21 protein-coding genes are annotated in these 23,424 nt (G+C 62.6%); 15 read left to right on the top strand and 6 right to left on the bottom strand.

What is annotated here, in order from left to right; all coding sequences use genetic code 11:
• Window positions 1-59: 59 nt before the first annotated feature.
• The 6 genes from IF654_RS12485 to IF654_RS12510 are packed head-to-tail and all read right to left on the bottom strand — an operon-like array spanning window position 60 to window position 6,285.
• Window positions 60-1,145, bottom strand: a complete 1,086-nt coding sequence (locus IF654_RS12485; RefSeq protein WP_047276602.1) for an MBL fold metallo-hydrolase — start codon at window positions 1,143-1,145, stop codon at window positions 60-62.
• Window positions 1,138-3,000 (bottom strand): long-chain-acyl-CoA synthetase, encoded by a 1,863-nt coding sequence (locus tag IF654_RS12490; protein WP_047282662.1) that lies wholly within the window; start codon window positions 2,998-3,000, stop codon window positions 1,138-1,140. The genes IF654_RS12485 and IF654_RS12490 overlap by 8 nt, the downstream gene beginning before the upstream one ends.
• Window positions 2,997-4,070, bottom strand: a complete 1,074-nt coding sequence (locus tag IF654_RS12495; protein ID WP_094987670.1) for an alkene reductase — start codon at window positions 4,068-4,070, stop codon at window positions 2,997-2,999. The genes IF654_RS12490 and IF654_RS12495 overlap by 4 nt, the downstream gene beginning before the upstream one ends.
• 9 nt (window positions 4,071-4,079) lie before the next feature.
• Window positions 4,080-4,709, bottom strand: coding sequence for a nuclear transport factor 2 family protein (locus tag IF654_RS12500; protein ID WP_047274388.1), 630 nt, complete (start codon window positions 4,707-4,709; stop codon window positions 4,080-4,082).
• A gap of 46 nt (window positions 4,710-4,755) precedes the next feature.
• A complete protein-coding gene (locus IF654_RS12505) occupies window positions 4,756-5,529 on the bottom strand; it encodes an SDR family NAD(P)-dependent oxidoreductase (RefSeq protein ID WP_094989186.1) in 774 nt (257 codons plus the stop codon).
• Between the two features lie 21 nt (window positions 5,530-5,550).
• Entirely contained in the window at window positions 5,551-6,285 is a 735-nt protein-coding gene (locus IF654_RS12510) for an SDR family NAD(P)-dependent oxidoreductase (protein WP_047282663.1), read from the bottom strand.
• 310 nt (window positions 6,286-6,595) lie between these two features.
• On the opposite strand from IF654_RS12510, the gene IF654_RS12515 reads away from it, so the two are divergent.
• The 15 genes from IF654_RS12515 to IF654_RS12585 all read left to right on the top strand — a co-directional run bounded on the left by IF654_RS12515 (window position 6,596) and on the right by IF654_RS12585 (window position 23,385).
• Window positions 6,596-7,927, top strand: coding sequence for a spinster family MFS transporter (locus IF654_RS12515; protein ID WP_047276596.1), 1,332 nt, complete (start codon window positions 6,596-6,598; stop codon window positions 7,925-7,927).
• Between the two features lie 17 nt (window positions 7,928-7,944).
• The gene (locus IF654_RS12520; RefSeq protein ID WP_094987671.1) at window positions 7,945-8,772 is read left to right on the top strand and encodes an alpha/beta fold hydrolase; all 828 of its coding nucleotides are present in this window, start codon (window positions 7,945-7,947) and stop codon (window positions 8,770-8,772) included.
• A gap of 26 nt (window positions 8,773-8,798) precedes the next feature.
• Window positions 8,799-10,928: an oxidoreductase gene (locus IF654_RS12525; protein WP_194862399.1), complete on the top strand. Its 2,130-nt coding sequence runs from the start codon at window positions 8,799-8,801 to the stop codon at window positions 10,926-10,928.
• Between the two features lie 613 nt (window positions 10,929-11,541).
• A complete protein-coding gene (gene arnC, locus IF654_RS12530; protein WP_047274376.1) occupies window positions 11,542-12,555 on the top strand; it encodes an undecaprenyl-phosphate 4-deoxy-4-formamido-L-arabinose transferase in 1,014 nt (337 codons plus the stop codon).
• Window positions 12,552-14,543, top strand: coding sequence for a bifunctional UDP-4-amino-4-deoxy-L-arabinose formyltransferase/UDP-glucuronic acid oxidase ArnA (arnA, locus tag IF654_RS12535; protein ID WP_047274374.1), 1,992 nt, complete (start codon window positions 12,552-12,554; stop codon window positions 14,541-14,543). Before arnC ends, arnA begins: the two co-directional genes overlap by 4 nt.
• Window positions 14,543-15,427, top strand: coding sequence for a 4-deoxy-4-formamido-L-arabinose-phosphoundecaprenol deformylase (gene arnD, locus IF654_RS12540; RefSeq protein ID WP_047282667.1), 885 nt, complete (start codon window positions 14,543-14,545; stop codon window positions 15,425-15,427). Before arnA ends, arnD begins: the two co-directional genes overlap by 1 nt.
• Window positions 15,424-17,076 (top strand): lipid IV(A) 4-amino-4-deoxy-L-arabinosyltransferase, encoded by a 1,653-nt coding sequence (gene arnT, locus IF654_RS12545; protein WP_094987673.1) that lies wholly within the window; start codon window positions 15,424-15,426, stop codon window positions 17,074-17,076. The genes arnD and arnT overlap by 4 nt, the downstream gene beginning before the upstream one ends.
• Window positions 17,073-17,417: a 4-amino-4-deoxy-L-arabinose-phosphoundecaprenol flippase subunit ArnE gene (gene arnE / locus IF654_RS12550; protein ID WP_094987674.1), complete on the top strand. Its 345-nt coding sequence runs from the start codon at window positions 17,073-17,075 to the stop codon at window positions 17,415-17,417. The genes arnT and arnE overlap by 4 nt, the downstream gene beginning before the upstream one ends.
• Window positions 17,414-17,821 (top strand): 4-amino-4-deoxy-L-arabinose-phosphoundecaprenol flippase subunit ArnF, encoded by a 408-nt coding sequence (arnF, locus tag IF654_RS12555; RefSeq protein ID WP_094987675.1) that lies wholly within the window; start codon window positions 17,414-17,416, stop codon window positions 17,819-17,821. The genes arnE and arnF overlap by 4 nt, the downstream gene beginning before the upstream one ends.
• Entirely contained in the window at window positions 17,818-19,194 is a 1,377-nt protein-coding gene (locus IF654_RS12560; RefSeq protein ID WP_047274366.1) for a UDP-glucose dehydrogenase family protein, read from the top strand. Before arnF ends, IF654_RS12560 begins: the two co-directional genes overlap by 4 nt.
• A gap of 75 nt (window positions 19,195-19,269) precedes the next feature.
• Entirely contained in the window at window positions 19,270-20,877 is a 1,608-nt protein-coding gene (locus IF654_RS12565; RefSeq protein WP_194862398.1) for an ArnT family glycosyltransferase, read from the top strand.
• 70 nt (window positions 20,878-20,947) lie between these two features.
• Entirely contained in the window at window positions 20,948-21,511 is a 564-nt protein-coding gene (pnuC, locus tag IF654_RS12570) for a nicotinamide riboside transporter PnuC (RefSeq protein WP_047274361.1), read from the top strand.
• On the top strand, window positions 21,508-22,032 hold the full coding sequence (locus IF654_RS12575) for an AAA family ATPase (RefSeq protein ID WP_047274359.1): 525 nt from the start codon (window positions 21,508-21,510) through the stop codon (window positions 22,030-22,032). The genes pnuC and IF654_RS12575 overlap by 4 nt, the downstream gene beginning before the upstream one ends.
• Before the next feature lie 323 nt (window positions 22,033-22,355).
• Window positions 22,356-22,820, top strand: a complete 465-nt coding sequence (locus IF654_RS12580; protein ID WP_047293515.1) for a hypothetical protein — start codon at window positions 22,356-22,358, stop codon at window positions 22,818-22,820.
• A gap of 1 nt (window position 22,821) precedes the next feature.
• Window positions 22,822-23,385 carry an adhesin gene (locus IF654_RS12585; protein ID WP_094987679.1) on the top strand — a complete coding sequence of 188 codons (564 nt, stop codon included), beginning with the start codon at window positions 22,822-22,824 and terminating at the stop codon, window positions 23,383-23,385.
• The last annotated feature ends 39 nt before the right edge of the window (window positions 23,386-23,424 follow it).

The raw sequence follows: 23,424 nt of genomic DNA on the forward strand, positions 1-23,424 counted from the left end.
CACGCGGCCGCATCGATGGGTTCAAGCGTCATTGCGTGGGTTGGCGCATACGGCCCCGCTCAGTGCAACGCGAGCGGGTTGAACGTCGAATCTCCTGTCCGGGCACGCCGGTAACGGTGCAATCCTCCCTGTTCTTCACGTACAAGCTTGCCCTGGGCCATCAGGTAGTTGGCGTGCGCCAGCGTCTCGCCCAGGGCCATCAACTCGTCAAAACGGCCCGACAGTTTTTTGAACAGCACGCCCATCATCTCCAGCCCCGAACACGGCTGAGCGCAGGCATCGAGCAGCTGTTGCAAATGGTTGTGGTGGTGGTCGCGCAACTGATCGAGCCGCGCATGCAGGTTGAAAAACGGCCGCTCATGGGCAGGCAGCACCAGCACGCTGTCGGGAATCACCCGTAGCCGCTCGATGGAGTCGAGCCAGTCCTGCAACGGGTTGGCACCCGGTTCCGTGACGTGCACCGCCACGGTCGAGGTAATGCGCGGCAACACCTGATCGCCGGAAATCAGCAACCCGTCCTCGGCGCTGTACAGGCAGGCATGCTCCGGTGAATGGCCGTTGCCCATCACCACTTGCCAGTTGCGCCCGCCAATGCGCAGTTCGCTGCCGTGCTGCAACCGGACGAAACCGGCCGCGAGCTGCGGGCGAAAATGCTCGCTCTGAATCAACGGCAGCAGCGCGGCCGTTTGCTCGGCACTGAAACCGGCCTTTTGGTAGAAATCGAGAAACGCCCAGTCCGGGGTCGTGGCCCTGGGCGGGCCGTGGTGCAACGCGTCGAACTCCCCCAGGGTCATCAACACCGGGCAGCGGAAGCGCTCGGCCAGCCACCCCACCACGCCCGTGTGATCGCTGTGAAAATGCGTGCAGATCACCGCCTTGAGCGGCAGGCCCGCCATCGCCCCGGCAAACACCTGCGCCCACACCTCACGGCATTGCGGGGTGTTGAGACCGGTGTCCACCGCCACCCAGCCCTCGCCATGGCGCAGCAAATACAGGTTGATATGGTCCAGCCCGAACGGCAGCGGCATGCGCAGCCACAGCACGCCTTCGGCCACCGTCTGCACCTGACCGTTGGCAGGCGGGTGCGGCCACGGGTAGCGCAGCCCGTCGCGCCATTCATGCCCCCGGGCGTCGACGTCATTCATGGTCGCTGCTCACGAACGGCGGCAATCCCGCGCGCGCCAGCACCTGCAATGAATACGGCTGGTAGGTGCCGCTGCTGTCGTCACGCACAAACAAAGGGTCGGCAAACAGGCACGGCGCATAGCCCTGGCGCTGCAAATCCACCTTGCGCAATTTGAAGGTGCTGGTCAGGTCGGCCGCTGCCGAAACCCGCACAAAGACGGGCGCCGCATAGCGCGGCAAACGTGCTTCGGTCAGGTCGTAAAACGCCTGCGGATCAAAACAATGCCCGTCTTGCATCAGAATGGCGGCCATCCCGGCCCGCCCTTCGTGCTCGGGCACTTGCACGCCGTAGACGTTGATCAACTCAAGCCCCGGCAAATCGCTCAGGGTGTCGGCCACCTCCAGCGTGGACACGTTTTCACTCTTCCAGCGGAACGTGTCGCCAATGCGGTCAACGAAATAGAAGTAACCGTCGTCGTCATAACGCAACAGATCGCCCGAGCTCCAGTACGCATCCCCCGGCTCAAACACATCGCGACGGATCTTGCTTTCGGTGGCGTGCGCGCAGGTGTAGCCCTCAAAGCGTCCACCGCCGATCTGCGGATGGTTGACGATAAATCCCATCGCCTCGCCCACTTCGCCCGGCTGGCACAGTTGGTAAAACCCTTGTGCGTCACGCGGGTGGATGTCGTTTTCGATGTCATAGCGCACCAGTCGCAGATTGGTGCGGCTCCAGTCCGGCACCCGGCCGCACGAGCCGACGTAGTTGTCGACGTTGATCAGGTTGGCGTTGGCTTCGGTGGAGCCCCAGCCCTCGAACACCTGAATCGGCCCGAAGCGCTCGATCCAGCGTTGCCAGGAATCAGGCGTCAGCCCCGCGCCGAGCATGTAGCGCAAGCTGTGCTCACGCTCGCCTGCGACCACCGGCCGGTTAAGTAAGTAACGGCAGATTTCTCCGATGTACTGAAAGGTGGTGATGCCGTGCTGACGCACGTCGTGCCAGAACTCACGGACGCTGAATCTGCGCCGCACCACAATGCTCGCCCCGGCCCGCAAAGCGGTGGAGGTGACCGAGGTGGCCGCGGCGCCGTGGTACAGCGGCAGGCAGCAATAGAACACGTCCTCACAGGTGGCGCCGAGGGTCACTTCCATCACATCACCCGACGACAGCCAGCGCATATGGCTGTAACGCGCCGCCTTCGGCAGCCCGGTGGTGCCCGACGTAAAAATCAGCAAGGTGGTGCTTTCGGCCGGGATGCTGGCGCGCCCGTCACGGGGGAACGCCGTGGCCGGTGCGCGCTCCAGTTGCACGGCCAGGCTCTCGTCAACACAGGCCGGTAATGCCGCGTCGCTGGGGTTTTCCGGGTCGCGGATCAACCACCACGGCACGTCAGGCAAGCCGTCGGTGCTCAAGACATTGCCCAGGCATTCTTCACCCACGACCACGGCCTTGGCGGCGGTGGATTCCAGGGCGTGCACCAACGGTTTGCCGCTGACCTGGGTGTTGATGAACGCGGCCACTGCGCCGAGCTTGACCAGCCCGAACCAGCTGAAGAAAAACGCCGGACGGTTTTCCATGGCAATCGCACACACATCGCCGGGGCGCAAACCGTTGTCATAAAACACGTGGGCCATGCGATTGGCCTGGGCGTCGACCTGGGCATAGGTGTAGGTCTGGCCCCCGTAAATCAAAAACGGGCGCTCTGCAAAACGCAGCGCCTGCGCTTCAAGGCGGTCGGCCAGGGTGTAGAGGTCCGATGGCTTGATCTGCGCGCTGGCGGCCGCACGCCGGTCCAGCAGAGCCTGGGTGTGTTCGCGCGGCACCGGCTGTTGCAAGGTGGCCAGGGGCGTATGGATATGGGTCATGTCGTTCATGGCGCCACCGCCTCTGCACACGGGTAATCGCTATAGCCTTCGGGGCCTGGGGAATACAGGGTCTTGCGCTCGAAAGGCGCCAGCGCCAAGCCGTGGCGCAGGCGATGCACCAAGTCCGGGTTGGCGATGAAGTGCCGCGCAAACGACACCGCTTCGCCCTGCCCGGCGTGCAAGGCAGCTTCTGCACTCGGGCCGTCAAAGCCGTCATTGAGGATCAGCCCGCTGCTGCAATAGCGTTGCGCCAGGGCAAAGGCATCCAGGGTCGGCAAGGGCGAACGCATGATGTGCACATAGGCCAGGTCCAGCGGCTCGGCGGCGCTGCACAAGGCCTCGGCCGTGGCCAAGGGGTCGTCATCGCTGATGTCGTTGAACGGGTTGCCCGGGCACAAGCGCAGCCCGACGCGCCCGGCACCGATCGCCGACGCCATGGCCGCCAGCACCTCGGCCGGGAACCGCACGCGGTTTTCCACACAGCCGCCGTAGCGGTCTTCACGCCGGTTGCTTCCCGATGCCAAGAACTGCATCGGCAGGTAACCACTGGTGCAATGCAACTCAACGCCGTCAAACCCGGCTTCGCGGGCATTCAGGGCGGCCTGCCGGTATTCCTCGATCACCTGGGCGATGTCCTGCAACGACAACGCTTGCGGTTCGTCGGTATCGACCAGCCCCGCCACGTCGGTAAACAACTGGGTGCGGGCCCGCAACGCCGAAGGCGCGACGGTGGCCGCCCCGGCGGGTTTGTTGTGCGCGCTCGCAGCCCGGCCCACGTGCATCAGTTGCAACACGATCAGGCCGCCCTCGGCGTGCACGGCCTCGGTCACGGCTTTCCAGGCGGCAATCTGTTGCGCGGTGTAAATCGCCGGGGTGCGGCAATAGCCCAGGCCACTGGCCGACGGCGCGGTGCCTTCGGCAATGATCAGCCCGGCAGACGCGCGCTGGCGGTAATACTCGACCATCTCAGGTGTTGGCACCGCGTTGGCATCGGCGCGGCTGCGGGTCATCGGCGCCATCACGATGCGGTTGGCCAACTGCAACTCACCCAAACGCACAGGCTCAAACAAAATGCTCATGGCAGCTCCTCAGCGCACGCGAATCGACGGTGCGCCAGCCCCACGGCGCAGGGTGGCAAGAAAGTGTTCCAGGGGCGCGGCAGCGGCCACTTCGGGCAACTGATCCTTGTCCGGGCGGTTGGCCCAAAAGTCGTTCCAGGACGGAAACAAATCATGGAAGGTGCCGGCGTAGGGTTCGCGCCCCGGCCAGCGCATTTTTTGCGAGCCGATCGGCGGCTTGTTCAAATCGCTGGCGTACCAGTAGCACGGCAGGCGACGGCGGAAATACCAGCGCCCCTGCATGCGTTCGTAGTCATCCCAATACAGCATTTGCATGGTCACCCACTCGGGGCCGGTTTCATGCTCGTTCTTGGAATACACCACGCCAATGGCATGATCGGCGTCGGTGAATTCAATCAGGTGCTGGCCCAGATGGTGGGAGGTGCCCTGAAACTGATGGCGCAGCGTGTCATCGACCCACGCTTTGAGGTGCGCCCGCCCGGTTTTCTCGCGCCCGACGCGAATGTCTTCGGCAAACAGATTGACGTGCGCATCAAGGTCGCGCATGTCCAGCGACAACGAATATTTGCCGGCCAACTGGCGAATTTCTTCGATCGACTCCAGCCGGTCGAGACGGGCGAGCAAGGCGTTCTGTTCCATAAGCGGTGTCCTTCAAACGATCTTTAAAAACGGTTGCCCGGTGGGGCTATTCCAGAACCGTGTACAGCTCGCTGCTGCGCCCGCCATCGACCGGCAGACTCGCGCCGGTGATGTACGACGCCTCGTCGCTGGCCAGGAACAAAATGGCGTTGGCCACCTCGCGGGGTTGGCCGACACGTTTGAGCGGAATGAGTTTTTCGGTGTTGTGGCGGGTCTTGTCGTCGGTGAGCATGCCGCCGGTGGCTGGTGTTTCCACCACGCCCGGAATCACCACGTTGCAGCGGATGTTGTGGCTGGCCCCTTCACTGGCCGCCGCGCGGCTGAAGTTGATCACCGCCGCCTTGGCCGCTGAATAACCGGCCATCCACGGCGTGCCGAACACCCCGCAGATCGACGCAATATTGATGATCGAACCGCTGCCCTGCGTACGCATCAGGCCCATGGCGGTGCGTGTGCCCCAGAACGTACCGTCCACGGTGGTGGAAAAGTTGGAGTGCCAGTCAGCCGTCGAGGTGCTGTCAATGGCGCCCCAGCTGTAGGCCATCGCGTTGTTGACCAGAATGTCTAACCGCCCATTGCGCGCGGCCGCGGCCTCAATGGCCGCCACAAAGGCCGCTTCCTGACTCACATCCGCCACGGCGCATTCGGCGCGACCACCGGCATCGCGCACCTGCGCGGCGACGGCTTCAAGCGGTTCGATCCGGCGCCCGCAAAGCACGACCAGCGCGCCCTCCTCGGCAAACCGCAACGCGGTGGCCGCGCCAATGCCTGAACCGGCGCCAGTGATCAATGCAACTTTGCCTTGTAAACGACTGCCCATGACCTGCTCCTTAATCCGCTGTTAGATGAACGCCATGCCGCCGTTGACCGCGAGGTTTTGCCCGGTGATGAAACTGGCGTCATCGCTGGCCAAAAATGCGGCGACCCGGGCAATTTCTTCGGTTTCACCCATGCGCCCCAGCGGGATGGCCTTGAGCATGCTGTGCATCCAGTCGTCCGGGATGTCCGCCATCATTGGCGTGTTGGTCGGGCCGGGGACGATGGTGTTCACGCGAATACCCTGGCCTGCCAGTTCACGGGCCATGCTGCGGGTCAGGCCCATTACCCCGGCCTTGGCCGCGCAGTAATGGCTAGGCCCTTCGCCGGTGATGGCGGCGGTGCTGGAAATGTTGATCACCACGCCCGGCGTTGCGGCCTTGAGCATCAGCTTGACCGCCTCGCGGCTGCAAAAAAACGGGCCGGTCAGGTTGACGCCGATGACCCGCTGCCAATGTTCGTCAGGGGTGTCAGCGAAGGCATCGATGGAGCCGATACCGGCGTTGTTCACCAGCACATCAAAACGCCCGAAGCGGGCATGCACCGCCGCCATGGCGGTGGCGACCGAGTCGCTGTCTGCCACGTTGCAGTCCACGGCCATGGCGTTGTCGCCCAGCCCTTCGATGGTCTGGCGCGCTGCCTCAAGGTTGATGTCGGCGGCCACCACATGGGCGCCCTGTTCGGCAAAGTGGCGCACGATGGCGCGCCCCATGCCTTGGCCTGCGCCGGTTACAAATGCCACTTTATTGATCAGCTTCATACGTTTCTCCCGCTTGCCAGAGTGCTGCCCGACTGCAGCGCGGAACGGCTGACGGCGGGATTGGGGAGCAATCATTGACTGCAGGCCAGCGCGCAACATCGTCCGATGGGACTAACCCCGAGTTCGGCGGGCTCACAACGACGTGACGGGGTTCGCAGCCTTGGGCATCGACTCCGGGCAAGCTGGCATGGCAGGCCGCACAGACGCGCAAACAGCCTGCGTGCCGAAGGTGGTCTGAACGGACGATGCTGTTTTCGACCCGCCTGTGAAATAACCCTTCCCACTAGAACAAAAACCGGGAGAACCCGCCGTGAGCACACCCTTGCGCCCCACCTGGCGAACGCATTACGCATTAGGCGTACTGGCCGCCATTTACGTCTTCAACTACATCGACCGCTTGCTGATGGCGATTCTGATCGAACCGGTGAAAGCCGAATTCGGCATTTCCGACACCGGCATTGGCCTGTTGTCGGGCGTCACATTTGCGGTGTTCTACACCCTGTTCGGCTTCCCCCTCGGGCGCCTGTCCGACCGGGTCGGGCGTAAATCGGTGATTGCCTTCAGCTGCATCGCCTGGAGCGTGATGACGATGTTCTGCGGCCTGGCGGCCAGCTTCAGCATGCTGGTGGTCGCGCGTATCGGCGTGGCCATCGGTGAGGCCGGGGGCACAGCGCCGTCGATGGCCATGGTGTCGGACTTGTACCCCCCGGAGCGTCGTTCAACCGCCCTCTCGGTGCTGATGCTCGGCTCCAGCCTCGGGGCGATTTTCGGCCTCGGGCTCGGTGGCTGGATCGCTCAGCATTACGGGTGGCGCAATGCCTTTGTGATCATCGGCGCACCGGGGGTGTTTCTCGGCTTGCTGCTGTTGCTCACCGTGCGGGCGCCTAAACCCGCACAGTTGGTCAAACCGGCCGATGTGGTTCAGGACCATTGGGCCGTGACCCTGCGCCAGTTGTTTGAAATGCCCTCGTTTGTGTGGATTGTGCTCACGGGCGGTTCGGCGGCCATCGCGGGTTACGCCATCGGCACCTGGAGCCCAAGCTTTTTGATTCGCTCCCATGGCCTGAGCCTGCAAGACGCCGGTTTGCTGGCCGGGGTGGCGGGCGGTGCGGGCGCCACGCTCGGCACCCTGACCTGCGGCGTGTTGTGCGACCGCCTGGCACGCCGCGACAAGGGCTGGCAAATCGGGGTGCCGCTGCTGGGCACGCTCATCAGCATTCCCTTCGCACTGGCGTATTTCCTGTGGCCCACCGGCACGGCGTTTTATGTCGGCAACACCCCCGTGCCCACCGCGTTTTTGTTTTATTCGGTGTTCAGCTTCTTCGGCACATGGTGGGCAACGCCGTGCCTGGGCGCCATTTCGCACTTGTTCCCGGCCACGCGACTGGCACAGGCGACGTCGATTTTTGTGATGGCCATGACCCTGTTGGGGGTCGGTGTCGGGCCGTTGCTGATCGGCATGCTCAGTGACGGTTTTGCACACCGTCTGGGCAACGAAGGGCTGCGTTATGCCCTCGCCTCATGCGTGTCGTTGCTGGTCCTGGCGTCGGTGTTCCTGGCCCTGGCCTTGCCCCGCTACCGCAATCAATTGATCCATCCGACCCCTGCCGCCGCGCCTTTGGCCAAAGCGGTCACAGCCTGATTTTTGGAGATTGAGTCATGACCGAACAAGACCTGCCCCTGCCGATTGGGCATTTCGTCACGCTGGACAGTGGCCTGCGCCTGCACTTTCTGGATGAAGGCAGCGGCCCGGTGGTGCTGTGGTTGCATGGTAGCGGCCCGGGAGCCAGCGGTTTCAGCAACTTCAAAGGCAATTACCCGGCGTTCGCAGCCGCTGGCTTTCGCAATCTGGTGGTGGACTTGCCGGGCTTCGGCCGCTCCGACAAGCCGGAAGACGTGCAGTACAACCTGGATTTTTTCGTCACCGCCCTGACGGGGTTTCTCAAGGCGGTCGGGGTCACCCGCGCCACCGTGCTCGGCAACTCGTTAGGCGGCGCGATTGCCCTGGGCCTGGCGCTGGCTGAACCGCAGCGCGTTGAAAAGCTGATCCTGATGGCACCCGGCGGCGTTGAAGAGCGGGAAACCTACTTCGAGATGATCGGCATTCAGCGCATGGTCGAGCTGTACAACGCAGGCCCGCTGGACATCGAACACATGCGCCGGATCATGAGCCTGCAACTGTTTGACAGCACGCAGCTGGACGACAAGCTGCTGGCCGAGCGCGTGGCCGTGGCCGCGCACCAGCCGCGCAACCTGTTCAGCACGATGATGGTGCCCAACATGACCCAGCAACTTGAGGCCATACAGGCCCCGATTCTGGGGTTCTGGGGCACCGACGATAACTTCAACCCGGCGAGCGGGGCCTTGAAGGTGCTGCAACATGCGCCGAATGCGCGCTTCACCCTGCTCAATCGCTGTGGCCATTGGGTGCAGGTTGAACACCGGGAACTGTTCAATAAAACGTGCCTGGCGTTTTTGAACGAATAAACCCACCTGCTTGGACTGACCTGACAATGACAACATTCCCTCAGTTGCTGGCACCCGGTCGCATCGGTTCACTGACGTTGCGCAACCGCATCATCATGGCGCCCATGGGCTCCAATTTCGCAGAAGCCGATGGCCATTGCGGCGAACGCATTCAGGCCTATTACGAAGCGCGTGCCCGTGGCGGCGCCGGGCTGCTAATCATGGGCGTGTGTTCGGTGGCCTTCCCTGCTGGCACCGCCGAGCCTTATCAGGTGGGCGTGTCCAGCGATGCGTTCTTGCCGGGGCTGAGCCGGCTGGCCGAACGGGTCCACCAACACGGCGCCAAGATCGCCATGCAGTTGCAACACGCGGGCAAGACCTCGGTGCGGGACATGGCCGAAGGTCGCCAGCTGTGGGTGCCCTCGGTGCCGCCGGTGTTGCAGAGCGACATGATGGCCGCCCTGACCCCCGAAGAACTGGCCAACTTTGTCAGTTCGATGAAGCGTCGCGCTGAAGGCTCACCGATCCGGGTCATGGACCGTGCCGACATAGCACAAATGACCGACTGGTTCGCCAGCGCCGCCGAGCGCGCCAAACGCGCGGGTTTTGACGGCGTGGAACTGCATGCCGCCCATGGCTACATCATTGCCGGGTTCCTGTCGGGGTATTACAACCAGCGCGACGACGAGTACGGCGGCCCGCTGGAAAACCGCGCCCGCTTGCTGCTGGAGATCATCGCAGCGGTGCGCGCCAGGGTCGGCGCCGAGTTCGCGCTGTGGCTGCGGCTCGATGCCCAGGAGCTGCACACTCCCGGCGGCATTGATCTGGAGGACGCCAAAGCGGTGGCGCGCATGGCCCAAGCGGCAGGCGTGGACGCGGTGAGTGTGTCAGCCAGCGCCCGCATCACCAGCGGCGAAGTGTTCACCGAAGCGCCGCTGGTGCATCAGCCAAGCGGCTTTATGGAGTGGACCGCGGCCCTCAAGCGCAGCGTGGACGTGCCGGTGATTGCCGTCGGGCGCATCGAACCCGAGGCCGCAGAGGCCGCCTTGAAGCGTGGCGACTGCGATTTCATCGCCATGGCCCGCAAACTGCTGGCCGACCCCGACTTGCCCAACAAGCTGCTCAACAACCAACAAAACACCATCCGCCCGTGCATTTATTGCTACGTGTGCGTGAGCCAGATTTTCGTCAACGAGCGGGTCAAATGCGCGGTCAACCCCATGACCGGGCACGAATTCGAGTACGTCATCACGCCGTGCGAGCAGCCCAAACATATCGTGGTGGTCGGCGCTGGCCCGGCCGGTATGGAGGCGGCGCGGGTGGCCAGTGCCCGGGGGCACCGCGTGACCTTGCTGGAACGCAGCGACCGCCTCGGGGGCACGCTGTTTTTCGCGGGGCTGGCGTATGCCGAAAACGCCCGTTTGTTGGACAACCTGCGTGCGCAGCTCGAGCGTTCGGCGGTGGATATTCGCCTCAATACCCAAGCGTCCCCGGCGCTGCTGCGGGATCTGGCAGCCGATCAGGTGCTGGTGGCCGTGGGGGCCGAGCGCGCCGCACCGTCGATTCCCGGCGCCGATCAGGACCACGTATGGAGCGGCGATGAATTGCGTCGGCTGATGACCGGCGACCGGGCTGAGGAGATAGCCCGGCGCAAACTGTCGTTCGCCCAACGCACCCTGATGAAAGCCGGCAGCCTGGCGGGCGTGACCGACAGCAGCGAGGCGATGCAGAAACTGTCCAGGGTCTGGATGCCGCTGGGCAAGCGCGTGACCATCATCGGCGGCGGGCTGGTGGGGCTGGAGCTGGCGGAGTTCCTGATCGCCCGCGGCCGTCAGGTCTGCGTACTCGAAAGCGGCAGCCACTTGGGCCGGGAACTGGCCATCGTGCGGCGCTGGCGTGTGCTGCATGAAATCCGCGCCCATGGCGGTGAGCTGATCACCGGGGCCAGCGTGACGTCGATCGACGGGGGCGCGGTCCACTATCAATTGGCGGATGGCCAACCTGGCACAAGCCCCGCCGACTCGGTGGTCCTGGCCATTGGCGCGCAACCCGACACCCGCCTGCTCGACGCATTGACCCATGCCGGGTTGCCGGCGCGCAGCATCGGCGACTGCCAGAAGATTGGTTATATCGAAGGGGCCATCCGTGCCGGGCATCAAGCCGGGCGGGATGCCTGAAACTGACACGGGCGTGTTTTTGGCTGCGCCATGGGCTGACCTGCCCATCAAGCAGCGGCCCCTGAGCACGGATGCTCGCCACCACGCCCCCGACAGCGCTCAGTGGCGCTTTCCAAGGCCCACTGCTGGAGGGGTTTGAACTAACCCCTGCCCACAGCGTCCATCCATGTGATCCGATTCACATACCCGCAGGTGGACGCTGTTTTTTAAAAACCGTTAATGCCGTCTTAAACGTTGTTAACTGACTTAGCGTGCCGGGCATTTAAATCCCTCATGAACACGCCCGACTTTTAAACGCCTAAAAATCAAACACCCCACGCTAACTTCGCACGCGGTAATTACTTTCCTGAATAGCACCTGTCTGCCTGATGGAAACAGGTTCTGTTGATCTGTCTTTCATAGGTTTTTCACAAAAGTGCGTTTACCGTATGCGCTACCCGAACCCAACCGCGCCAAGAGTTCGTAGGCAAATCATGTAGATAACGCCGTTGAGGGCTTTACCTTTGTCCGCAATAGGCTTTAATCCCTGTGGGTGTTATGTGCAGTGCCCGTGTGTGCGTGTTGAGTTAAGACTTGCCGTCTTGTGCCATTGAAACTGACTGGAACGAATACTTTGAAACCCTACCCCATCCAGTGTGTGTCTATCGTCATTCCGGTCTACAACGAAGAACAAAGTTTGCCTGAGTTGTTGCGTCGTACTGAAGCGGCGTGTGCGCAACTGTCGCAACCCTATGAAATTGTGCTGGTGGATGACGGCAGCCGCGATGAATCGGCCAGCATTCTCCAGGAAGCGGCCGAGCGCGAAGGCAGCCCCGTGGTGGCGGTGATTTTGAACCGCAACTATGGCCAGCACGCCGCAATCATGGCCGGTTTCGAACATTCCAGAGGTGATGTCGTTATCACGCTGGACGCCGACCTGCAAAACCCGCCCGAAGAAATCCCGCGCCTGGTGGCTCAGGCCGCGCTGGGCTACGACGTGGTCGGCACCGTGCGCAACAACCGTCAGGACTCAGCCTGGCGCCGCTGGCCGTCACGCCTGATCAACCTGGCCGTGCAGCGCTCCACCGGGGTTGCCATGAGTGACTACGGCTGCATGTTGCGCGCCTATCGCCGTACCATCGTCGACGCCATGCTGGCGTGCCGCGAACGCAGCACGTTCATTCCGATTCTGGCCAACAGCTTCGCGCGGCACACCACTGAAGTGCTGGTCGAACATGCCGAGCGCGAGCACGGCGATTCCAAGTACAGCCCCATGCGCCTGATCAACCTGATGTTCGATCTGGTCACCTGCATGACCACCACGCCGTTGCGCCTGCTGAGCATCATCGGCTTCAGCATGGCTTTGTTGGGCGGGCTGTTCGCCATCCTGCTGATCGTGTTGCGCCTGATCTTTGGGGCGACCTGGGCCGGTGACGGCACGTTCGTCCTGTTTGCGGTGCTGTTTGTGTTCACCGGCGGACAGTTCATTGGCATGGGCCTGCTGGGTGAATACCTGGGCCGCATGTACAGCGATGTGCGGGCCCGGCCACGCTTCTTTATCGAAAAAATCGTGCGCGCCGAGCCGGCCAAGGCTGACGTTTCGACGACCCCTTCTTCTATTTCCACCTCGACACAGGTCCAATCATGAGTTTGAAAGCCGTAGTTTTCGCCTATCACGATATTGGCTGCACCGGCATCGATGCTTTGCTCAACGCCGGGTATGAAATCGCAGCGGTGTTCACCCATGCTGACGACCCGAAGGAAAACAACTTTTACGGTTCGGTTGCGCAGCTGTGCGCGCGCAAAGGCATCCCGGTGCATGCCCCGGAAGACGCCAACCACCCGTTGTGGGTCGAGCGCATTCGCAAACTGAACGCCGATTACCTCTTCTCGTTCTACTACCGCCATTTGCTGGGCGAAGAACTGCTCGCCAGCGTCAGCCAGGGCGCCTTCAACCTGCATGGCTCGTTGCTGCCGCGCTACCGTGGCCGCGCCCCGGCCAACTGGGTGCTGGTCAACGGTGAAACCGAGACCGGCGTCACCCTGCACCGCATGGTCAAACGCGCGGATGCCGGTGCCATTCTGGCTCAGCAACGGGTCAGCATCGAACGCAGCGACACCGCGCTGAGCCTGCACGCCAAACTGCGCGAAAGCGCGGCAGCCTTGTTGGCCGAAACCTTGCCCCTGCTGCCGGAAGGCAAGCTGACCGAAACCCCGCAAGACGAATCCAAAGCCACGTACTTCGGGCGTCGCACCGCCGCTGATGGCCTGCTGCAATGGGCGCGTCCGGCTGAAGAACTGTTCAATCTGGTGCGGGCGGTGACGCAACCGTATCCGGGCGCGTTCTGCGCCGTGGGCGAGCACAAACTGATTGTCTGGGCCGCCGAGGTGATGCCGGGCAATGCCGGGCTGGCGCCGGGCCACGTCATCAGCTGTGAGCCGCTGCGCATCGCCTGCGGCAAAGACTCGCTGGTCATCACCGCCGGTCAACGCAACGCCGACGGCCTGTACCTGAGCGGCCCGCAACTGGCCCGCGAACTGGGTCTGGTGGACGGCTCGCGCCTGCGCGGCAGTGAGTCCGGGCGCCCTGCCCGCCGCACCCGCGTGCTGATCCTCGGGGTCAACGGGTTTATCGGTAACCACCTGTCCGAGCGCCTGCTGCAAGACGACCGCTACGAAGTGTATGGCCTGGACATCGGCTCCGACGCCATTGACCGCCTGCGCAGCCACCCGAACTTCCACTTTGTGGAAGGCGACATCAGCATCCACACCGAGTGGATCGAGTACCACATCAAAAAATGCGACGTGGTCTTGCCGCTGGTGGCCATCGCCACGCCGATCGAGTACACCCGTAACCCGCTGCGGGTGTTCGAGCTCGACTTCGAGGAAAACCTCAAGCTCGTGCGCTACTGCGTCAAATACAACAAGCGGGTGATTTTCCCGTCGACGTCCGAAGTGTATGGCATGTGCCAGGACAAGAATTTCGACGAAGACACCTCCAACCTGATCGTCGGCCCGATCAACAAGCAGCGCTGGATCTACTCGGTGTCCAAGCAGTTGCTCGACCGAGTGATTTGGGCTTACGGCCAGAAAGGCCTGAAATTCACCCTGTTCCGTCCGTTCAACTGGATGGGCCCGCGTCTGGACCGTCTGGATTCGGCACGGGTGGGCAGCTCGCGCGCCATTACCCAACTGATTCTGCATCTGGTGGAAGGCACGCCGATCCGTCTGGTGGATGGCGGTGAGCAAAAGCGTTGCTTCACCGACGTGGCCGACGGCATCGAAGCACTGGCGCGCATCATCGAGAACCGCGACGGCAAGTGCGACGGCCAGATCATCAACATCGGCAACCCGGAAAACGAAGCCAGCATCCGTCAACTGGGTGAAGAGTTACTGCGTCAGTTCGAAGCCCACCCGCTGCGCGACAACTTCCCGCCGTTCGCCGGTTTCCGCGACGTTGAGAGCCAGTCGTTCTACGGCACCGGTTATCAGGACGTCAGTCACCGCAAACCGAGCGTTGAAAACGCCCGTCGCCTGATCGACTGGACACCGACCACCGAACTGAGCGAAACCATTGGCAAGACTCTGGACTTCTTCCTGCGTGAAGCCATGGTAGAAATCGCGGAAAAACGCTAATGCAAGCAGGCCTGCGTATCGACGTCGACACGTACCGCGGAACCCGAGAAGGGGTTCCGCAACTGCTCGAATTGCTGGATGAAGCTCAGATCAAAGCCACGTTTTTCTTCAGCGTGGGGCCGGATAACATGGGCCGCCATCTGTGGCGGCTGATCAAGCCCCAGTTCTTCTGGAAAATGCTGCGTTCCAAAGCCGCCAGCCTGTATGGCTGGGACATTTTGCTGGCGGGCACCGCCTGGCCGGGCAAACCGATTGGCAAGGAGCTGGGGCACCTGATGCGCCAGACCTTGGCCGCGGGCCATGAAGTGGGCTTGCACGCGTGGGATCACCACGGCTGGCAAGCCAACGCCGGGCGTTGGTCGCAGGCACAATTGATCGAGCAGATCCGCCGGGGTGTCGACACCCTGAGCGACATCACCGGCCAGGCGGTCGAGTGTTCGGCCGCCGCGGGCTGGCGCGCCGATGAACGCGTGGTCGAGGCCAAGCAGGCCTTTGGCTTTCGTTACAACAGTGATTGCCGCGGGCACAGCCTGTTCCGGCCTCGTCTGGCCGATGGCCAGTTGGGCACGCCGCAAATCCCTGTGGACTTACCGACCTTCGATGAAGTCGTGGGGCCGCACCTGAGCGCGGCCGACTTCAACGCCTACATTCTTGATCGCTTCAGCCCGCACACGCTGAATGCCTACACCATCCATGCAGAAGTAGAAGGGATTCTTATGGCAAACGACTTCCGGCAACTGCTGGCGCAGGCACGCGCCCGCGACATTCATTTCCAGCCCTTGCGCGCGCTGTTACCGACCGATCCCGACAGCATCCCCGCCGGGCAATTGAGCCGTGGCGTGCTGGAAGGCCGTGAAGGCTGGCTGGGAGTGCAGCAACCATGACCCTCAATCGCTGGGCAATCCCGTTGCTGATACTGGCGTTTGTCGCGTTCTATCTAGTGCCGTTGGGCACTCACGGCCTTTGGATCCCGGACGAATCCCGCTATGCGCAAATCGGTCAGCAGATCCTGATTGATGGCAATTGGGTCACGCCGCATTTCATGGACTTGCGCTACTTCGAAAAGCCCATCGCCGGTTACTGGATGATCGCCCTCGGGCAGGCCATTTTTGGCGAAAACCTGTTTGGCGTGCGCATTGCGTCGGCGCTGGCCACCGGCCTCAGCGTGTTGCTGGCCTACTGCGTGGCACGGCGCCTGTGGAACGACCCACGCAAGAGCGTGGCCTGCGCGTTGATCTACATGACATTCGGCTTGATCGCGGGGCAAGCGGGCTACGCCAACCTCGATCCTCAATTCACCTTCTGGGTCAACCTGAGCCTGGTGGCGCTGTGGTTTGCCGTGGACAGCCGCAGCGGGCGCGAGCGCGTCATCAGCTGGGCCGTGTTGGGCTTTGCGTGCGGCATGGGCTTCATGACCAAGGGTTTTCTGGCGTTTTTGCTGCCGGTGCTGATCGCCCTGCCCTACATGATCTGGCAGAAACGCTTTGTCGAAATGGTCAAGTTCGGCCTGCTGGCCATGCTGGTGGCGGCGCTGGTGTCGCTGCCCTGGGTGCTGGCGGTGCATGCCCAGGAACCGGACTACTGGCGTTTTTTCTTTTGGCATGAACACATTCGCCGTTTTGCCGGTGAGGATGCGCAACACGGCCGTCCATGGTGGTTCTACCTACCGCTGCTGGTGGTTTCCAGCTTGCCGTGGGCCGCTTTGCTGCCCGTGACCTTCAAGGATGCCTGGCATAACAGGCGCAACGCCAAGGTGGTGTTTGTACTGCTGTGGATGCTGCTGCCGCTGGCCCTGTTCAGCCTGAGCAAAGGCAAACTGCCGACCTACATCCTGCCGTGCATGCTGCCGCTGGCATTGCTGCTGGGTCACGCACTGATGCAACGCGTGGAGCATGCGCAAACCGGCGCCTTGCGCACCAATGCACTGGTCAACCTGTTGCTGGCAGGGGTGGGTCTGGTGGCGTTGATCTACTTCCAAATCAAAAGGCCTTTCTACGACAACGAACCGCTGCACATGACCCTGCTGGTGATCGTGCTGCTGACCTGGATCGTCGCCGGTGCCGTGCAACTGTGGCGCCCGCTCTCGCTGTGGGCGGCGCCGGCCCTGAGCATGGGCGCGCTGGTTCTGTTGCTGCCGGCGGCCATGCCCAGCAGCGTGGTGCACAACAAAATGCCCGACCAGTTCGTGCTGGAACACATCGAGGAACTGACGCCGGCCACTTCATTGCTCAGCAACGACCTGGGCGCGGCCTCGGCGCTGGCCTGGCGCCTGCGCCGTCCGGATGTGACGTTGTACAACACCCAGGGCGAAGTGAAATACGGCCTGACCTACGACGACGCCCAAGGCAAAAGCATCGGCCTGGCCGAGGTCGGTCCATGGCTCAGTGCCGCCCGCCTCAAAGGCCCCGTAGGTGTGGTAATGCGGGTAAAAAACAGCGATGAAAGCCATGAAATGGACATGCTGCCCAACGATGCCAAGCGCTATGACGAAGGCAACATGGTGATTCTGATCTTCCCGCAGAGCGCGCCATGACCCTTGTGTTGTTGCTCATGGCCTGTGTGCTGACCTGCGCGGGCCAGATCGCCCAGAAATATGCAGTCGAAGGCTGGCGCCGGGTGGACGCAGGCATTGCCGCCAAGCTGCGTTCGCCCTGGTTGTGGCTGGCGTTGCTGTGCCTCGGGCTGGGCCTGCTGGTGTGGTTGTTGGTCCTGCAACGCTTGGAGGTCGGGGTGGCCTACCCGATGCTCAGCCTGAACTTTGTGCTGATTACCCTGGTGGCGCGTTACCTGTTCAAGGAACACATCGACCTGCGCCACTGGTGTGGCGTGGGGCTGGTGATCGCCGGTGTGGCACTGCTGGGGCAACACGCATGAGCCTGCGCCGTGGATTCACCTTTGCCAGCGCCAGTGTAGTACTGGTCAGCGGCGCCCAATTGGGCATGCGCTGGAGCATGACGCGCTTGCCGGAGCCGACTCACTGGCTGGACGCGCTGCGTCATGGCGAGGTCTCGCTGGCCGCAGTGGCCGTGGTCAGTGGCGCCATCGTGGCGTACGCGCTGTCGATGCTGTGCTGGTTGCTGGCGTTGCGCGACCTGCCGCTGGGTCGCGCGTATTCGTTACTGAGCATCAGCTATGCCCTGGTGTACCTGCTGGCCGCCAGCCTGCCGATGTTCCATGAAAGTTTCACGCTTTCAAAAACCCTGGGCGTGACGCTGGTCATTCTCGGCGTGCTCACCATCAACTCTCGACGTCCCCCAAGTTCCAGGAACTGCGCATGAAAATCAGTGTATTCGGTAGTGGTTATGTAGGCCTGGTGCAGGCGACGGTGTTGGCGGAAGTCGGTCACGATGTGATCTGCATGGACATCGATCAACACAAGGTCGAGTTGTTGCAGCAAGGCCACGTCAGCATCTTTGAACCGGGGCTCAGCGCCCTGGTACGCGAGAACCTCGACAGCAAGCGCCTGCGGTTCACCAGTGATGAAAAGCTGGCCGTGGAGCACGGTCAGGTGCTGTTCATTGCCGTCGGCACCCCGCCCAGCGAAGACGGTTCGGCTGACCTGAGCGCGGTGTTTTGCGTGGGCGATGCCGTGGCCCGTCACCGCGAAGAGCCGGTGATTCTGGTGGAGAAATCCACCGTCCCCGTGGGCACCGGCGACGCGCTGACCCTGCACATCAATAACGCCTTGAAACAGAGTGGCCGCACGCTGCCATTTGACGTGGTGTCCAACCCCGAGTTTCTCAAGGAAGGCTCAGCCGTTTCCGATTGCCGCCGCCCGGACCGCATCATCATTGGCTGCGAACGCGAAGAGGTGCGCGAGGTCATGCGTGACCTGTATGCCCCGTTCAACCGCAACCATGACCGCATCATGTTTATGGACCTGCGCAGTGCCGAGCTGACCAAATACGCCGCCAACTGCATGCTGGCCACCAAGATCAGTTTCATTAACCAGATCGCCGAGCTGGCCGAACACTTGGGGGCCGACATCGAGGCTGTGCGCCTGGGCATCGGGGCCGATACACGCATCGGATATCACTTTATCTACCCCGGCTGCGGCTACGGCGGCTCATGCTTTCCCAAAGACATGCGGGCGCTGATCCAGAGCGCCAAGCAAGCCAACTGCTCCAGCGATTTGTTGCAAGCCGTCGAAGCCATCAACGAGCGGCAAAAGCACAAGCTGTTCGAGCGCATCCGCGCCTTTTTCAACGGCGATCTGGCCGGGAAGACGTTTGCCTTGTGGGGCCTTGCGTTCAAGCCCAACACCGACGACATGCGTGACGCGCCAAGCCGCGTGCTGATGGAGGCGTTGTGGGCTGCGGGCGCGCATGTTCGCGCCTTCGACCCGGAAGCCATGCAAGAAACCCAGCGGCTGTATGGGGACGAGCCGCGCCTGAGCCTGATGGGCACGCCGGAATCCACCCTGACCGGGGCCGACGCACTGATCGTGTGCACCGAGTGGCAGCAGTTCAAAGCACCGGACGTTGAGCTGATCAAACAGCGTCTCAAAACCCCGGTGATTTTCGACGGGCGCAACCTGTACGACGGAGAGCGGTTGGCCAAAGCCGGGCTGCAGTATTTCCCGATGGGGCGTGGCGAATCCTGCAACTTGCCGGTTTCGCCCGGCGCCATGCCGTCGGCTGTACGCCTTTAAGGCGCCTGCAACGCCGCCATTGGCAACAGTGGCGGCGTTTTTTTGTGCACTTTTTCAGGGTCAAGGAAACTCAATATGCCTGCCCATAGCTCCCGTCCGGCGTTACACATTCAGCGCAGGCAGTCCCTGATAGCCGGAGCGCTGGCGTTGCTGCTGTTTGTGCTGGGTGAGCACACTCAGGCGACCATCGGCTTTGACTCGCGCTTTGTGCTATTTGCCCAAGAAATGCTGCGTCACGGCCCCAGCATCTTTCCCACCACCTATGGCCAGCCGTACCCCGACTACAGCGCCACGTCGACGTTTTTGATCTGGCTACTCTCGGTGCCGTTCGGTGAAGTCACCCGGCTGACGGCCTGGCTGCCGACTGCGATTGCCAGCGCGACAATCGTGACCCTGACCTGGCGCCTGGTCGCCCCGCATTCGCGGCAGTGGGCGGTGATGAGCGTAGCGTTATTGTTACTGAGCATGACGTTCATCACCGAAACCCGCGCCGTGTCACTAGACCAGATGCTGGCGGCGGTCAGCCTCGGTGTTTTTTACCTGGCCTACGCCCACGACCATTTGGGTGCGCCGCGCCGACACGCCGGTGTGCTGGCCTTACTGGTGCTGGGGTTTGCCTTGCGCGGCCCCATCGGGCTGGTGATTCCCACCGGCATGCTCTGTGTGTATTTCGTACTCGGCGGTCAATGGCGACGGATGCTGACCACGGGCATGCAGGCCGCTGCCCTGCTCGTTGTGTGCATCGGGGTGTTGCTGGCGTTGGCCTGGATCGCCGGCGGTGAAACCTTCGTGCATGAAGTGATCCGCATGCAAGTGACCGGGCGTATGGATGGCACCGAAGGCGCCAGCAGCGTGCTGTATTACTTCACCAGCGCTATGGGCAACTACGCGCTGGCGTACCCGCTGGCGGCTCTGGTGTTGGCCGCTCTCGTCTTTTGCGGTCGCAAAGAACCCGATGCCGCATTAACGCTGGTCAAATACTGCGTGGGGGCGGGGCTGATCGTGATGGTCGGGCTGTCCATCCCCCAGGCCAAGAAAGCCCGCTACCTGCTGCCGATGTTGCCCATGGCGGCGGTCATTGCGGCGTACCCGTTTCAGGGGCGGCAAGGACGTGCTTTTGCGCTGTTGCGCGGCTTGACGCTGGGCGTGTTGCTGCTCTTGCCGGGCCTGCTGATTGCAGGGTTGGTGATAGCGGGTAAACGTCTCGATGAACCGCTGCCGGCGTTGAACACGGCACTGACGGGATTGGCCGTCCTGCAACTGCTGGCCGTGGGTGCGCTGTTCAACACCCGCTGGCGCACGACGGGATTGGCCGCCTGCGCGGTGCTGGCCGTGTGGTCGGCCTACATCATGGTGTACGAGCCTTACGCACGCCGCGTGTACGACACACGCACATTCACCCGTGAGGCCATGCGCCTGATTGATCAAACCCCACAGCCCGTGGTGTTGCATGGCATGGGCAAGGATGCCAAGGCCATCAAGTTCATGGTCAATGTCGAGCGCGATCTGCAACCGGTGTTCACCCAGACGCCTGCCGAACTGGGCACGATTAGCGGGCGGGCCTGGGTCATCATGGACCGCCAGGACTACCAGGCCTTGCACGGCACCGTCTTGGGCAACACGGCGCCGACACTGAGCGGGCGCTTTGACAAGAACGACATGGTGCTGCTGAAAAAACCCTGACGCGCCCAGTGCCCCAAAGGGCTCGGCTGCGGTTACAATCCCCGGCTTTTCCCCACGCCAAGGAACCTCCATGTCAGGGCTTGAACTGTTTGCCGCTGCGCTCGGTGTCATCGCCGTCTGGTTGACAGTCAAACAGAACCCTTGGTGCTGGCCGATCGGGCTGGTCATGGTGCTGCTCTACAGCTGGATCTTCTTCGAAGTGAAGCTGTATTCGGACATGCTCTTGCAGGTGGTTTACGCCGCGCTGCAACTGTATGGCTGGTGGCAATGGACACGCGCCGGTGCGCAACACCAGGGGCGCCAGGTCACGGCGCTCACTGCCCGTCAGGTGGTGACCGGTCTGGCCATCGGCGCGGTGGGCAGCCTCGCACTTGGCGCAGCCATGGCCCACTGGACCGACGCGGCCCAGCCCTGGCTGGATGCTGCACTGACCGGGTTCAGTCTGGTGGCCCAACTGTGGATGGCGCAAAAACGGTTGCAGTGCTGGGCCCTGTGGTTTGTGGTGGACGTCATCTTCGTCGGCCTGTTTGTCTATAAGGGCTTGTACCTGACCGCCGGGCTGTATGCGCTGTTCACGGTGATCGCGATTCAGGGCTGGCGCGACTGGCGTCTCGACCCGGCGTTGCGTACATGAAGGTCGTGGTATTGGCAGGTCCGGAATCCAGCGGCAAGAGCTGGTTGTCCGCGCAGTTGCACCAGCACTTCGGTGGCCTGCTGGTGGGCGAATACGTGCGTCACTTCATGGCCGTTCACCCCCGCGATACCTGCCTGGCTGACATCCCGGCCATCGCCCGCGGGCAATTGGCCTGGGAAGACGCCGCCCGCGCGCAACAGCCCCCCTTGCTGATCCTCGACACCCACTTGCTGAGCAATATGCTGTGGAGCACCACCCTGTTCGGCGCCTGCCCGGACTGGCTGGAGCCGGAGCTGCTGAGCCGCCACTACGATATGCACCTGCTGCTGTCGCCCGAGGATGTGGAGTGGACGCCCGACGGCCTGCGCTGCCAGCCGAGCCTGGCCGAGCGCCAACACTTCTTTGAGCAAAGCCGGGACTGGCTGCAACGGCATGCCCAGCCCCTGCGCATCATTCGCGGCAGTTGGCAGGATCGACAGGCCAGCGCCATGGACGCCGTTCGGCAATTACTGGCAAATTGACCCTGTTTCACCCAAAAGTGTCCGCTGCTGAAACACCCCCCTGCCACGAAACCCTTATGCCGCAGGGTCTCTAGGGTGGCAGCGGGTGCTGTGTAACACCCTCGTTACAGAGGGCGTCCTGCCCCGTAAACGTCCTGCAGCCCCAGTCTTTCTTAGCCCGCCCCGCCCACTCCCCTGTACCAACGCTGAAACAGCGGTTCGCCTGGCGCCCATCCTCAAGATTCAACCCATTGATTTATAAGTACGTTTAAAAAGCGGCACAGCTTCTGCTCTCTCCTTCACAACGCTGATCAGGGCCAGCGTATTGAAGAAGGAATACGGTCATGGGGACTTCACGCACATTACTCACGCGTCACCTGCTACTGGCGTGCAGCTTCGGTGCATGGCTGGTGTGCGTGAACGCACAGGCCGATGGCACGGGTGAAATTGTGATTACCCGCCATGTCTACCCACGCGCCGTCGGCAGCATTGTGCCGCCCCCTGATCCCAACCCCACCACGGTCAATGCCAACCCGGCCGCCCAGATCAATGCCGTCACCACCCACGGCGAACTGGGGGATGGGGACTTTGCTCGCGTCAGCACCGGTTCCAGCATCACCCGCGTCATCAACACCGGCACTGGCAGCGTGCCGGGCCTGCTGAATCAAAACAGCGGCATGCCCGGTTTGACCAGCACTGCACGTGCAGGGGGCGGCAGCGGCGGTGGCTCGCTGGGCTCACTCGGCGGCCAGATCAACCGCAGTGTTGAGCAAGGCATGCGCCCGCTCACCTCGCTGGGCGGGCAATGACATGAACAACCTCGCGCTGCTCTTGACCGTGCTGGTCGCTGCACCGGTGCTGGCTGACAACAATCAGGCCGAGATCAATGCCTCGGGTGCCCATTACACCGGCAACCTGATGATCAATCAGGCTTCAGGCACTCGGCAGCAGCAAGTCAACAGCCGCGCCATTGCCATTGGCAATCAGGCCCAGTCCACGGCCGGGGTCACGCAACAACTCACAGGTCAGGCAGACCCCGCGATGAACGCTCGGGCCAGCATTGGCGGCGACTCCTTCAGCCAGGGCAGCGGCCTGCTGGGGGTCAACCAGTCCGCCGGTGCCAACAACCAGATGGTCAACGCTGTGCGGGTTGCCGTAGGCGCCGGACCGCAAAGTATCGATGACAACGCCTTGTCCCAGCAAAACGTGGCGTTGCAACCAAACTCGGGAGCGGGATCACTCAACACGGGCAGCCGCCAGGTCGTTACCAGCGATCAGGCCTTCACCGGCAGCCGCGGAGTGGTTCAGGTCAACCAGAGTGCCGGGGTGGGGAACCGCATGGCTAACACCCTGAATGTACGGGTCACGCAGTGACTCGGGTTACGCGAAGTGCAATGACGTATGCCAACACAC

The sequence above is a fragment of the Pseudomonas lundensis genome (assembly GCF_015377145.2).
GTDB lineage: Bacteria > Pseudomonadota > Gammaproteobacteria > Pseudomonadales > Pseudomonadaceae > Aquipseudomonas > Aquipseudomonas lundensis.

Excerpts from the sequence above, each read along its gene's own strand:
- IF654_RS12485 (WP_047276602.1), bottom strand. The coding sequence starts at position 1,145 with ATGAATGACGTCGACGCCCGGGGGCATGAATGGCGCGACGGGCTGCGC.
- IF654_RS12490 (WP_047282662.1), bottom strand. The coding sequence starts at position 3,000 with ATGAACGACATGACCCATATCCATACGCCCCTGGCCACCTTGCAACAG.
- IF654_RS12495 (WP_094987670.1), bottom strand. The coding sequence starts at position 4,070 with ATGAGCATTTTGTTTGAGCCTGTGCGTTTGGGTGAGTTGCAGTTGGCC.
- IF654_RS12500 (WP_047274388.1), bottom strand. The coding sequence starts at position 4,709 with ATGGAACAGAACGCCTTGCTCGCCCGTCTCGACCGGCTGGAGTCGATC.
- IF654_RS12505 (WP_094989186.1), bottom strand. The coding sequence starts at position 5,529 with ATGGGCAGTCGTTTACAAGGCAAAGTTGCATTGATCACTGGCGCCGGT.
- IF654_RS12510 (WP_047282663.1), bottom strand. The coding sequence starts at position 6,285 with ATGAAGCTGATCAATAAAGTGGCATTTGTAACCGGCGCAGGCCAAGGC.
- IF654_RS12520 (WP_094987671.1), top strand. The coding sequence starts at position 7,945 with ATGACCGAACAAGACCTGCCCCTGCCGATTGGGCATTTCGTCACGCTG.
- IF654_RS12525 (WP_194862399.1), top strand. The coding sequence starts at position 8,799 with ATGACAACATTCCCTCAGTTGCTGGCACCCGGTCGCATCGGTTCACTG.
- arnA (WP_047274374.1), top strand. The coding sequence starts at position 12,552 with ATGAGTTTGAAAGCCGTAGTTTTCGCCTATCACGATATTGGCTGCACC.
- arnD (WP_047282667.1), top strand. The coding sequence starts at position 14,543 with ATGCAAGCAGGCCTGCGTATCGACGTCGACACGTACCGCGGAACCCGA.
- arnT (WP_094987673.1), top strand. The coding sequence starts at position 15,424 with ATGACCCTCAATCGCTGGGCAATCCCGTTGCTGATACTGGCGTTTGTC.
- arnE (WP_094987674.1), top strand. The coding sequence starts at position 17,073 with ATGACCCTTGTGTTGTTGCTCATGGCCTGTGTGCTGACCTGCGCGGGC.
- arnF (WP_094987675.1), top strand. The coding sequence starts at position 17,414 with ATGAGCCTGCGCCGTGGATTCACCTTTGCCAGCGCCAGTGTAGTACTG.
- IF654_RS12560 (WP_047274366.1), top strand. The coding sequence starts at position 17,818 with ATGAAAATCAGTGTATTCGGTAGTGGTTATGTAGGCCTGGTGCAGGCG.
- IF654_RS12565 (WP_194862398.1), top strand. The coding sequence starts at position 19,270 with ATGCCTGCCCATAGCTCCCGTCCGGCGTTACACATTCAGCGCAGGCAG.
- pnuC (WP_047274361.1), top strand. The coding sequence starts at position 20,948 with ATGTCAGGGCTTGAACTGTTTGCCGCTGCGCTCGGTGTCATCGCCGTC.
- IF654_RS12575 (WP_047274359.1), top strand. The coding sequence starts at position 21,508 with ATGAAGGTCGTGGTATTGGCAGGTCCGGAATCCAGCGGCAAGAGCTGG.
- IF654_RS12580 (WP_047293515.1), top strand. The coding sequence starts at position 22,356 with ATGGGGACTTCACGCACATTACTCACGCGTCACCTGCTACTGGCGTGC.
- IF654_RS12585 (WP_094987679.1), top strand. The coding sequence starts at position 22,822 with ATGAACAACCTCGCGCTGCTCTTGACCGTGCTGGTCGCTGCACCGGTG.